This window comes from Nocardioides sp. WJ219, from assembly GCF_058559815.1.
Genome location: NZ_JBZUJV010000004.1, coordinates 261,654 through 273,381 on the forward strand (window position 1 = coordinate 261,654; position 11,728 = coordinate 273,381).

Consider the following 11,728-nt stretch of genomic DNA (forward strand, 5'->3'; position numbering starts at 1 on the left):
GCGGTCCCCAGCGGGCCCAGCCGATCGCCACCGACCGACTGTCGTCCAGCACCCGGGTGTCCTCGTCTTGTCCAAGCACGTGAAGCACGTCCCGAAGCACCGCGGCGCCCCCAAGCGCCCCGCCGTCCCCGAGGTCCTCGAGGCCGCGCCCAAGAAGGTCGTCGGGACCACCGTCCTGCTGTCGTCCCTGGCCGTGACCGCCACCGGCGTGACCATCGCCGGCGGCCTCGCGTCCGGCTCCGCCGCCGACGTCAGCAGCGCGGTCGACCAGTCCTCCGGTGACCTGTCCGGCGCCGCCGGCGACGACATCGCCGCCGCCGGGTCGAACGCCGAGGCCGAGACCGACGCAGAGCTCGCCGCCGCGCCCGTACGTCGCCAGCCCACGCTGTCGCGCTCGGCCGACCGTCGCGACCGCACCGACCGGCTCAAGGAGGTCGCCCTCTCCGCCGACTCCGTCGGAGCCGTCGAGTCCGGCGTCGCCGACCTCTCCGACTCCGACCCCCGCGACATCGCCCGCGCGCTGCTCCCCGAGTTCGGCTTCTCCGCCGACCAGTTCGGCTGCCTCGACTCGCTGTACACCCGCGAGTCCGGCTGGGACGTCTACGCCGACAACCCGACCTCCTCGGCCTACGGCATCCCCCAGTCGCTCCCCGGCTCCAAGATGGCCGCCGCGGGCGCCGACTGGGAGACCAACCCGGTCACCCAGATCCGCTGGGGCCTCGGCTACATCCAGGACCGCTACGGCAGCCCGTGCGGCGCCTGGGCGCACAGCGAGTCCCACAACTGGTACTAGGCGCGAGCGTGTCGGTCTGCTCGCGTGTCGGCCGCCGCTGACGTCGGCTGGGGTTGCTGTTTGCTTGGCGGCCGCCACGCGGACCGACACGCTGCCGCGCGCGCGGTTGTCGTGGTCTTCGGTTGTGGTGGTCTGGCGGCACGCGGTTGAGGGTGGTTGACGGCGCGAGCGTGTCGGTCTGCTCGCGTGTCGGCCGCCGCTGACGTCGGCTGTGGTCGTTGTTTGCTTGGCGGCCGCCACGCGGACCGACACGCTGGGTCTGATGGCGCGAGCGTGTCGGTCTGCTCGCGTGTCGGCCGCCGCTGACGTCGGCTGTGGTCGTTGTTGCTTGGCGGCCGCCACGCGGACCGCCGCGCTGCCGCGCGCGCGGTTCGTGGTCTTCGGTGTGGTGGTCTGGCGGCACGCGGTTGAGGGTGGTCGATGGCGCGAGCGTGTCGGTCTGCTCGCGCCCGGTGTGCGAGCCGCTGGCGGTGGGGTCCGCCTCGCACGGGGGCGAGGTTTCGCCGGTGGACCGGGGAAGTCTGAACTTCCCGGGCAGTGCATTGCCTGGGAACTTCAGGTCTTGCCCGGGAGGTGGTGCGCGGGGGAGCGGTGTGACCGATGGGGCCGGCGGCCGGCGCGACCTCAGGCCCGCTGCGCCGCGACGGCGGGGCGGAGGGCGCCGATGGCCTCACCGATCTCGAGGGCGTCGTGGCTCTTGGCCAGCCCGGTGACCTGCACCAGCGTGGCGTCGCCGTCGTCGAGGAGCCACACGTGCAGGTCCGCGTCGTCCCTGACCGCCATCATCAGGAGAAGGCCCAAGGGGAGGGTGAGCAGTCCCACGCCGATCGCCCAGGCCGGGGTCTGCCTGGTCCTGACGACGACGTGCCGGGGTCCGGCCTGGACGACGACGAGGTGGGGGCGGGCCCACAACGCGCGGAGCAGTGCCTGCTCGGCCTGCGCCGGCGCCAGGTCGACCCGGGCGCTGTCGTCGACCGGCACGACCCTCGACCGGAACACCAGGTAGGCCAGTCCTGCGGCGACCAGACCGACGACGGTCAGGGTGATCGATACCTGCAGCTCGTGTGCCACGTGGCGCTCCGGTGCTCTCAGGCCGCTGACGCGGCGGCGGGCTGACGCCCGCGGGGCCCCACGATAGGGCAGCCTCCCCGCGCCCACCGGCACGACGACCCGCGCACAACCCGGTTGCGGACGGCAGGTGCGTGCTCGACGCTCGTCCCGTGCAGTTCTTCTGCTACCACCGCGACCGCGCCGGGTCGACGCCGCTGCGCGAGGCGATGGTCGAGCGGCACTGGACGTACATGGACGGGTTCGCGGCGACGATGGTCGCCCGGGGACCCACCTTCACCAGTGACGGCACCCTGACCGGCAGCGTGCACGTCCTCGACCTCCCCGGCCCCGACGCCGCCCGCGCCTTCGCCCTCGACGAGCCCGGCTACCAGGCCGGGGCCTACCGGGACGTCCTCGTGCGGCGGTGGCGCGACTGCCTGGGTCGCACGATGGGGGACGTCGCCGACGGGCGACCCGGGCGCGGTCACTACCTGGTCCTGGGGTTCACCTCGGAGCCGGCGGAGGACGCCGCCGACCTCCCCGTCCACGACGACCTGGTCGCCAGCGGCCTGCTGCTGTCCGACGACGGCGGGCTGGTGGTGGGGGCGGCAGTGATCATCGCGGCGCCCGACGCCGACGCCGCCCGGGCGTTCCTCCCGGCCGACCGCTTCGTCGGCGTGGAGGTGCACCGGTGGCGGTTCGGCGGGCGGCCCGGCTGAGGGGCGGTACGACGTCCGTCGCCGCTCGCCCGTGCGGCGTGCGGCACAGACCCTCGAGGGCCGCCATCACGCTCCCGGACCCCGCCACCTCGAACGGGTCACCCTGGTCCCCGATCCCGACCGGGTCGTCCGGGCCGTGCACCCGGTCGCCGCCCGCACGACGTGCCCGCATGCGAGCAGCACGTCGCGCGCCGGTGGTTGACTGGCGCTCATGACGACGGCGCCACTTCCTCCGTTCGCAGCCTGGCGGTTCTGCGACGCGGTCGACGGGTTCGAGGTGCTCTACGCCGAGGCGGGTCGGCTGCGTGGCCACACCTCAGCCGTCGAGGACGGCCGTCCCTACGCCGTCCACTACGACATCACCCTCGACGACCAGTGGCGCACGCGCGAGGTCCGCGTGTCCCACGACGTCCTGGGTGGGCCCCGCTCCCGCGTCCTGCTCTCCGACGGAGAAGGACGGTGGACGGTCGACGGCGAACCTGCTCCTGCGTTGGACGGCCTGGTCGACGTCGACCTCGAGGCGTCGGCCTGCACGAACACGCTGCCGGTGCACCGGCTGTCGATGCCCGTGGGTGAGGTCGTCATCGCCTCGGCGGTCTACGTGCAGGCTCTCGACCTCGAGGTGCGTCGGCTCGACCAGACCTACCGGCGCCGTGACGACCGGTCCTTCGACTACACCTCCGAGGGCGGTTTCGCGGCCGTGCTCACCTACGACGCGAGCGGGCTGGTCACCGACTACCCGGGGATCGCGGCCCGCGTCGCCTGACCCGGCCGTCCGGGGGTCGACACCGCGGTCTCCCCTCCGCCGGCTCCACCGGCACCGTCGGCGTGGCCACCGGGGTGCCGCCGGTCGGCCTCGGGTCCGCCGCGGCGTGCCGACGCGACGACCAGGACGACGATCGGGACGACGTGCCCGATGAGGACGGAGCCCACCTGGTCACCGCACTCGCCAGGAGCGCCGGCAGCACCCGAGGTCTCGAGGTGCCGTGCGCCGCAGCCGACAAGCGCATCGATGGCCGTCGTGCCATGGTGGGTGTCGGGACTCGGTGACCGACGTCGCAGTTCCCACCACCCCCACGGAACCTGCTCGGCACAGGGAGGGCGAATGAGGCGCCACCGGTGCGTCGGTCGACCGGCTGGACGAGAGCGGTCAGCCCGGTGACCCCGATGAGCTCCATCCTGCTCGAGCTCCTCGACGACCTCGACCCGTCGGCCACCCTGCCGGAGTCGCTCTGCCGGCTCGCCGTCCGCCGGCTGCCGGTCGTGGCCGCCTGCATCGTGCTGACCGACGACGACGGCACCGGCCGGGCCCTGCTGGGGTCCGACGAGCGGGCCGTCGCGTGGGGCAACGTCGAGGTCGTCGTCGGCGAGGGGCCCTGCCACGAGGCGGCGCGCACCGGCCTGCTCGTGCAGCAGCACGACCTCGCCCGCACCGGACCGGGGCGCTGGCCGGGCTACACCGAGGCAGCGACGTCCCTCGGGGTGGCGGCGGTCTGCTCGTTCCCGTTGCGGATCGGCGCCATCCGGCTCGGCGTCCTGGACCTGTACGCCGACGTGCCGACGGCTCTCGACGACGCGGAGCTGACGTGTGCCCTCCACCTCGTCGACGCGGCGGCGCAGGTCGTCCTGCACCTCGGCGGAGGAGTCGAGGACGACGCCGGCCTGCGCTGGGCGGCGTCCAGCGCGTCCCTGCTCCACGTCGACGTGCACCAGGCGACCGGGATGGTGGCGGTCCAGGCCGGGGTCGGCCTCGCCGAGGCGCTGCTGCTGCTCCGGGCGCGTGCCTACGCCGACCAGCAGCTGATCGGCGACCTCGCCCGCGACGTCGTCAGCCGGCGGACGACGTTCGCCTAGGCGCCGCTGACGGACCGCGCCGCCGACGGGGTTTCACGATGCCATGACGTCCAGGTGACGGATCCTTGCCTGTGCGGGTCCACGGTGGGGCGATGACGTGGGGACGGCGTGGGGGGCAGGGGCGTGCACGAGGTGCGCGAGGACCGACGGGCGAGCCCGGGGGGCGGGGATGACCCGGAACCTCGGCGCCACCCGGATCGCGATCGTCGAGGTCCACCGGCTGTTCGCCGAGGCCCTCGACATCGCGCTCACCTTCGAGGGCCACGAGGTGCACCGGATCGCGCCGGGCGCCGAGCCGCACGGTTCCACCACCGCCATCCTGAACGCGGTGCTCCGGCTGAAGCCGCGCGTGGTGCTGCTCGACCTCGGTCTCGGCTCGGTCGGCAGCGGCGTGCCCCTGGTCCGGCCGCTCACCAGGTCGGGCGCCGCGGTGGTGGTCATCACCGGGTCCTCCGACCGGGTGCTCTGGGGCGAGGCCCTGCGCGCCGGGGCCAGCACGGTGCTCAGCAAGGCCGAGCCCCTCAACGCCGTCCTGGCCACGATCCGGCACGTCGGCCAGGGTCGCCCGGTGATGTCGCGCGGCGATCGGGAGCGGCTCGTGGCCGAGTTCCTGCGCCAGCGCACCGAGGTCCACGACCTGCGCCGCCAGCTGGAGACCCTCACCGTGCGGGAGCGCGAGGTGCTGGTCCTGCTGATGCAGGGACTGCCGGTGCGGGAGATCGCCAGGGCGAGGGTGGTCTCCGAGGCGACGGTCCGGTCCCAGGTGCGGGCCATCCTGGTCAAGCTCCGGGTGTCGTCGCAGCTGGCCGCCGTGGGCATGGCGCACCGGGTCGGGACCTTCTCGGACGACGTCGTCGCCTGACCCGCTGCGGGCCCACCCGACCATGCGGAGGCGGGTCAGGACGGCGGCATCGGCCGGGGAGCGCGCCGACGCGCCAGCCGGTCGGGCCGCGCGCCCTGCACCAGCGCGACCGCGGCCAGCTGCGAGGTGACCTCGAGCTTGCGCAGGACGGCCTTGACCTGGGCGCGCACGGTGGCCTCGGAGACCCCGCTCCCGGCCGCGATCTCGCGGACGGCGATCCCCCGGGTCAGCAGGTCGAGCACCTCCGCCTCGCGGGTGGTGAGCCGGTCGAGCCGGTCGGCCACCCGGTCCCGCTCGTCGCGCAGCACGCGCCACTCACGCACCATCCGGTCCCGCTCGTGGCTCGGCATCGGGTCGGTCCCGGTCACCAGCCGGCCGACGTCCTGCACCAGGTCGTCGACCGAGGCCGAGGCCGGCAGCAGGGCCGCCCCCGCCGCGACCAGGTCGCCCCAGGAGACGTCGTCCTGGTGGCTCACGACCAGCGCCCACCCCGTCGGCACCGTGGTCACGAGCGTCTCCACGAAGGACCGCCGGCGCGGGTCGTCGAGGTCCCCGAGGACGATCCCGGCCCCCGGGTGCTGCGCGGTCAGCTCGCGGCAGACGGCCTGGACCGGACGCCGTCCGTCCGGCCAGGCGACCGACAGCACGTCGAGCCGCCGGCTGCTCAGGGCGCTCCGCAGGGCGTCGCCCACCAGCCGCTGCTCGGCGAGCACCGCCGTCCGCGGTCGCGGGGGCGCGGCGAGGCGGGCCGTCACGACCGGCTCCCGGCGCCGTAGGCTGCAGCCGTGCTCATCTCGACCACCGTCCGCCCGCTCGGAGTGCAGCCTCTCGGCTGAGTCCTGCGAGCGTAGGTTCGCGGTGCCGGCCCAGACGGCACGAGCGCGGGGATACCTGATTTCGACGACGGCCGCGTGCCGCAGGCCCGATTGGCTGGACTCATGACGACGACGGTGGGCACGAGCGAGGCGTCGACGACGTCCGCCCCGGCCGCGCACCCGTCGCGCGAGCGGGCTCCTGCGCACTGGCCGCTCCTGGTGCTGCTGGCGGGCTACCCGCTGTGGTGGCTGCTCGGCGTCGACTCGTTCCTCCCGATCGCCCTGGTCGTCCCCATGTCGCTCCAGCTGCTGCGGCTCCACCGGCGCGGCCGGCTCCGGCTGCCGGACGGCTCCGGCTGGTGGCTGCTGTTCCTGCTCTGGGTGGTGCTCGGGGTCGTCGTGCTCGGCGTCGACGCGCCCGACGCCGTCCCGGGCGGCGACGCGGGTTCGCGGCTGCTGGTCTTCGCCTTCCGGATCGCGTGGTACGCCGCGTGCGGCGTGGTCCTGGTGTGGGTGGCCAACCTGCCGCCCTCGGTGGGCGACCGGCGGATCCACGCGCTGCTCGGGTGGCTGTTCGTGGTGTGCGTCGCGGGCGGCGTCCTCGGCCTGGTCGCACCCGACTTCGAGGTGCGCTCGCTGGTCGAGCTGCTGCTGCCGCCCGGCGTGCGGAGCAACGAGTTCGTGGCCTCGCTGGTGCACCCGCAGGCCGCCGACGTCCAGACGGTGCTGGGGCGCCCGGAGACCCGGCCGAAGGCGCCGTTCCCCTACACCAACACCTGGGGCAGCACCCTCTCGCTCGCCCTGATCTTCTTCGCGGTGGTGCTGCGCAGCGGCGGCCTCCGCACGCGCGTGCTCGGCCTGGGCGTCCTGCTCGTCGCGGCCATCCCGGTCGTCTACTCCCTCAACCGGGGCCTGTGGGCCTCGATCGCGCTCGGCGCCGTCGGCCTGGTCGTGCTGGCCCTGCGGCGGGGGAGCCGGGCCGCCGTCGCCGGCGCCCTGGTCGCGACCGTGCTCGGCGCCACGGTGCTGCTGCTCGGCCCGCTCGGGGGCCTCGTGGAGGACCGGTTCGACAACCAGCACAGCAACGACCGTCGCGGCGACCTGCTCGCGCTCACCACCACCTCGGTCACGTCCGGCTCGCCGGTCCTGGGATTCGGCACGACCCGCGACGTCCAGGGCAGCTTCGCCTCAATCAACGGCGGGTCGACCCCCGACTGCCCGGCCTGCGGCGTGCCCCCGCTGGGCACGCAGGGCCAGCTCTGGCTGGTGCTGTTCTCCCAGGGGTGGGTCGGGCTGCTGCTGTTCCTCGGCTTCCTCGTCCGCGGCCTGTCCCAGACGTGGCGCTGCCGGACCACCAGCGACGCGGTCGCCACGTTCGCGATCGGCTTCCTCCTCCTGCAGCTCCCGATCTACGACGTGCTCGGCCTGCCGCTGTACGTCGTGATGGTGGCGGTGGGCCTCGCGGCGCGCGGGCGGCTCGCGCGGCAGCCCCCGCTCCGCCCCGTCGCCACCGGCCCCGGGCGCCGGGCGCCGGCCCTGGCGGCCCTCGCGCTCGTCCTGCTCCCGGCGGTGGCGGGCGGCGCCGTGGGGCTGGCGGTGGCGAAGGTCCGCGGTACCGCGGAGTACCGGAGCGGCACCTCGGTCCTGGTCACGCCCGTGGCCCTCCACCTCGGGCCGGTCACCTCGTCGCGTCGCGAGGTCACCCTCGACACCGAGGCCGCCCTGCTGCTCTCCCGCGCGGTCCTCGACCAGGCCGCGGAGGCGGCGGGGACCAGCGAGGAGCGCCTGCGCAGCCGCACCACCGTCACCGCCCCGGCCAACAGCCAGGTCCTCGACGTCAGCGTGCGCGGATCCAGCCCTGCGGCGGCCGACCGGGCCGCGGCGGCCGTCGTCGCCGCCTACCTCGACGTACGCCGCGCCGACCTCGAGGAACGACGGGCCGGGGCCGTCGACGAGCTCCGGGGCCAGCTCAGCCGGTCCGACGACGAGACCGTGTCACGTGAGCTGGCAGACGCCCTGACCGACCTCGTGGCCGCGCCCACGACCGTGGGCCGCGTCGTCCGCGAGCAGGCGGCCGAGCCCGTGGATCGGCAGCCGGTGGTGCCGGTGGCGTCCGGCGCCGCCCTGGGGCTGCTCGCCGGGCTGCTCTGGCGTCGTCAGCGCCCGCTCGGCCGGGCCCCGGGATGGCCGGAGCGGCTGCGCGGCTGATCGGGGACGTCGTCCGGTGCGCCCTCGGGCGCCGCCTCGTCGTCCGGTGCGTCGGCGGACCCCTCGTCCGAGCCCGCGCGGGCCTTGACCCGCGGCACGAGGAGCAGCGCCGTACGCCGGGCCCCGACGGTCGTCAGCTCGGTGACCGTCTCCTCGACCTCGGCCCGCGAGATCCCGTAGGGCGTCTCGACGATGACGACGTCGGCCGCGGCGGCGAGGGCCTGGGTCCGTGCCGAGAGCGGTGATCCGCCGTCGAGCACGACGGCGTCGGCGTCGACGAGGAGCTCGGCGAGGACGCCGCTCATGCCGGACGAGGCCGCCAGGTCGTCGAGGTCGGCGTCGCGCCGTCCGGCGGCGAGCCGGCCGTGGTCGCCGGTCCAGGAGAGGGTCTCGCGCAGCGTGGTGTCGTGGCGCAGCACGTCGGCCAGGCCCGGCTCGGCGACGTCGGCCCCCGAGCGGTGCTCGACGAGCTCGACCAGCACGCTGCGCAGCCCGGAGGCGACGAGCGCCTCGCTGAGCATGGCGGCCGCGCCGGACTGCCCGGGCACGCCGGGCCGGCAGGTCAGCACGACCAGCGGCGGGGGGCCGTGCGAGGCGAGCACCGCCGCCCGGAGCCGGGCGGCCGCGGCCGGACGCTGCTCGGCGGTCGGAGGCAGGGCACCCCAGACCGGGGCACCGACGTCGGCCAGGTCCTCGCGTCGTCGTACGACGGCGCCGGCCCCGCTCAGCAGCAGGGCGGCGAGGCAGCCGAGCCCGAGCCCGACCACCAGCCCCACGAGCGCCAGGGGCAGGGGGCCCGAGGGCAGCGGACCGCCGTCGGCGGCCTCGGCGGGGGTCACGACCCGGCCGGGGTCGAGCGAGACCGAGTCGACGTCGCCCAGCCGGGCGCGCATGTCGCTGATCTGGGTGACCGCGGCCAGGATCTGGGCGGTCAGCAGGGGGCGGGTGGGGGAGTCGGGGGGCAGCTGCCGCAGCCGGTTGGCCATGGCGGCGCGCTCGGCCATGCGCTGGTCGACCTGGTCACGCAGGCCGGCTCGCTGCTCGTCGATGGCCGTGCGGGCGGTGCTGGTGCGGTGCTCGAGGTAGGTCTCGGCGATCCGCTGCGCGGCCTCCTCGGCCTCCTCGGCCGAGGTCGCGGTCACGGTCAGCGAGAGCAGCTGGGTGTTGACCGGCACCGTCACCTCGACGTCGTCGGCGGTGATGGCGGGGGAGCCGGGCTGCTGCGACGACGCGCGGAGCAGCACGGCGTCGGAGGTGACCAGCTGCGCCTCGGTCTCGAGGTCGACCAGCTCGTCACCCTCGGAGTCGGGGGTGAACGGGTTGCCCGGCAGCGGCTGGAGCAGGACGACGGCGGTCGCGTCGTACGACTGCTCCCCGCGGTCGCCCCACCAGGCGCCGGCGAGGGCGCCGAGCAGCCCGAGGACCAGGACCGCCGCCACGGTCGCGGGCGCCGGCCGGGGTCGCCCGGACCCCGTCGACCCGCTGCGCGGTCGAGCTCGCACTGGTCCACCTCCGTCTCGGTACGTCATCCTGCCCGGGTCCCAGCCTGCCTGGTGGGCCTGCGGGTCGGTTCGTCGATATGGGCGATGCGAGCGCCCGGGCCGGCTCAGGAGGGTCCGCGGCGCTGCTGCACCACGTCGATGATCTCCTGGGCCACGTCGGCGACCTTACGGTGCGAGGACCGCGCCGCGCTCCGCAGGCGCTCGAAGGCCTCGGCCGGGGTGATGCCCTCGGCCTGGGCCAGCACCCCCTTGGCCTGCTCGATCACGACGCGACTGTCGAGGGCCCCGCGCAGCTGGACGGCGACGGCCTCGGCCTCCGCGAGGGCCCGCTGCTGCAGCACCGCGATGGTGGCGACGTCGGCGAGCGCCTGGACCAGCCGGACCTCCTCGCCGTCGAAGTGGACGTCGCTGTCGCCGAACAGGTTGAGGGCGCCGATCACCCTGCCCCGCAGCCGCATCGGGAAGGCGTGGACCGACCGGAACCCGGCGCGGGCGGCGCGTGGGGCGAAGGTCGGCCACGACGCCTGGGCATGGGCCAGGTCGGCGTTGACGACCGGCAGCCCGGAGCGCACGCAGTCGAGGCAGGGGCCCTCGGAGCCCTGCAGCTGGATCAGCTCCATGAACCTGCCCGACTCGTTGCTCGCGGCCACGTGGCGCACGAGCCCGTCGCCCTCGGCGAGCAGGAGCCCCACCGCGGCCGCGCCGCTGATCTCGGCGGCGCGCAGCGTGAGGTCGTGCAGGAACTCCACGAGGTCGAAGTCGTCGACGAGGGTGTCGGCCATGGCGACGAACGCCTCGCTGACGAGCCCGGTCGGGATCATCGCGGCGGTCCTGCCCACTCGATGTGCCGCATGACGCTTCACCTTTCCTCGGACGACGTCGTCCTGGCCGCGGCCGGCCAGCGCGACAGGAGGGAGCACCTGAGCGTGCCACGGACGCGCGTCCCGGGTGCGGTTTTCGGGCGAACTGGTGGTGGCGGCGACGGCCCGCCCGGCTTCCGCACATCCGCGCGCCGTGGCGTGTACGGTCGGCGTGCGCCCGGACCCCGCGTCTCGGGCACACTCCTGCGCCCGTGGCCCCGGCACGACGCGTGAAGGAGGCCCTCGTGGCCACGACCGGCCCCACGATCTCGGTGAACCTGCTCGGCGGTCTCGAGGTCACCCGGCCCGACGGCTCGGTCGTCGACCGCCGCGCCTGGGGCACGGGCAAGGCGATGGACCTCCTGCGCATCCTCGCCCTCGACAACGGCCGGGCGGTGCGGGCGGCCGCACTCGTCGACCTGCTGTGGCCCGACGTCGACCCGGAGCGCGGGCGCGCCAGCCTGCGCACCGCTGCCAGCCTCGTCCGACGCGCGGTCGGGCACGACTGCGTCGAGCGTCACCACGGCGGCCTGGTCCTGGTCTCGGCCGTCGTCGACGTCGAGGAGTACCGGCGCCTCGCCACGGCCGTCGGCAGCGCCGCCGCACGGCACGAGCACGACGAGGCCCTGCGCCTGTCGGCCGCCGCCGAGGCCGTCCACACCGGCGACTTCCGCGCCTACGACGACGACGCGGGCTGGGCCGTGCACGCCCGCGACGAGCTCGGCCACCTGCGCCTCGGCGTGCTGACCCAGGCCACGGACTGCGCCCTCGCGCTCGGCCGGTTCCGCGACGCCGTCGACCTCTCCCGCACCGCCGTCGCGGTCGCGCCCTCCTCCGAGACGGCCCACCGCGGCCTGATGCACGCGCTCGCCGAGCTCGGCGAGGTCGGGCAGGCCCTGCAGGTCTTCGAGCACTACCGGACGCGGCTCGCCGAGGAGCTGGGCATCGACCCGTCCCGCACCACCTGCGACCTGCGCCAGCGCATCCTCCAGGAGCGACAGCCCTGACGGGCCCGTCCCCCCGTCGCCGGGCCCACCACCGTGCCTACCGCCGTGCCTACCGCCG

General features: G+C 75.2%; 11 protein-coding genes. 7 read left to right on the forward strand and 4 right to left on the reverse strand.

The window, feature by feature from the left end:
• Positions 1 to 79: 79 nt before the first annotated feature.
• Positions 80 to 793 (forward strand): aggregation-promoting factor C-terminal-like domain-containing protein, encoded by a 714-nt coding sequence (locus tag AC4MBH_RS12035; RefSeq protein WP_491795109.1) that lies wholly within the window; start codon positions 80 to 82, stop codon positions 791 to 793.
• A gap of 624 nt (positions 794 to 1,417) precedes the next feature.
• Here AC4MBH_RS12035 and AC4MBH_RS12040 read toward each other — a convergent pair.
• Positions 1,418 to 1,864, reverse strand: a complete 447-nt coding sequence (locus tag AC4MBH_RS12040; protein WP_491795111.1) for a hypothetical protein — start codon at positions 1,862 to 1,864, stop codon at positions 1,418 to 1,420.
• Positions 1,865 to 2,013: 149 nt separating this feature from the next.
• Here AC4MBH_RS12040 and AC4MBH_RS12045 point away from each other — a divergent pair, with 149 nt between their 5' ends.
• From AC4MBH_RS12045 to AC4MBH_RS12060, 4 genes are all read left to right on the forward strand, one after another.
• Positions 2,014 to 2,562: a YciI family protein gene (locus AC4MBH_RS12045; RefSeq protein ID WP_491795112.1), complete on the forward strand. Its 549-nt coding sequence runs from the start codon at positions 2,014 to 2,016 to the stop codon at positions 2,560 to 2,562.
• Between the two features lie 211 nt (positions 2,563 to 2,773).
• Entirely contained in the window at positions 2,774 to 3,328 is a 555-nt protein-coding gene (locus AC4MBH_RS12050) for a putative glycolipid-binding domain-containing protein (RefSeq protein ID WP_491795113.1), read from the forward strand.
• A 401-nt stretch (positions 3,329 to 3,729) separates the two neighbouring features.
• On the forward strand, positions 3,730 to 4,416 hold the full coding sequence (locus tag AC4MBH_RS12055) for a GAF domain-containing protein (RefSeq protein WP_491795114.1): 687 nt from the start codon (positions 3,730 to 3,732) through the stop codon (positions 4,414 to 4,416).
• Between the two features lie 169 nt (positions 4,417 to 4,585).
• Positions 4,586 to 5,278 carry a LuxR C-terminal-related transcriptional regulator gene (locus AC4MBH_RS12060; RefSeq protein ID WP_491795115.1) on the forward strand — a complete coding sequence of 231 codons (693 nt, stop codon included), beginning with the start codon at positions 4,586 to 4,588 and terminating at the stop codon, positions 5,276 to 5,278.
• 35 nt (positions 5,279 to 5,313) lie between these two features.
• On the opposite strand, the gene AC4MBH_RS12065 is transcribed toward AC4MBH_RS12060, so the two are convergent.
• Complete coding sequence (locus tag AC4MBH_RS12065) at positions 5,314 to 6,033, reverse strand: helix-turn-helix domain-containing protein (RefSeq protein ID WP_491795116.1); 720 nt, start codon at positions 6,031 to 6,033, stop codon at positions 5,314 to 5,316.
• A 183-nt stretch (positions 6,034 to 6,216) separates the two neighbouring features.
• On the opposite strand from AC4MBH_RS12065, the gene AC4MBH_RS12070 reads away from it, so the two are divergent.
• Positions 6,217 to 8,301 carry a hypothetical protein gene (locus AC4MBH_RS12070; RefSeq protein ID WP_491795117.1) on the forward strand — a complete coding sequence of 695 codons (2,085 nt, stop codon included), beginning with the start codon at positions 6,217 to 6,219 and terminating at the stop codon, positions 8,299 to 8,301.
• On the opposite strand, the gene AC4MBH_RS12075 is transcribed toward AC4MBH_RS12070, so the two are convergent.
• Positions 8,250 to 9,740, reverse strand: coding sequence for a hypothetical protein (locus AC4MBH_RS12075; protein WP_491795118.1), 1,491 nt, complete (start codon positions 9,738 to 9,740; stop codon positions 8,250 to 8,252). The genes AC4MBH_RS12070 and AC4MBH_RS12075 overlap by 52 nt on opposite strands.
• Before the next feature lie 167 nt (positions 9,741 to 9,907).
• Positions 9,908 to 10,624, reverse strand: a complete 717-nt coding sequence (locus tag AC4MBH_RS12080; protein ID WP_491795119.1) for a GAF and ANTAR domain-containing protein — start codon at positions 10,622 to 10,624, stop codon at positions 9,908 to 9,910.
• 284 nt (positions 10,625 to 10,908) lie between these two features.
• On the opposite strand from AC4MBH_RS12080, the gene AC4MBH_RS12085 reads away from it, so the two are divergent.
• A complete protein-coding gene (locus AC4MBH_RS12085) occupies positions 10,909 to 11,670 on the forward strand; it encodes an AfsR/SARP family transcriptional regulator (RefSeq protein ID WP_491795120.1) in 762 nt (253 codons plus the stop codon).
• Positions 11,671 to 11,728 lie beyond the last annotated feature (58 nt).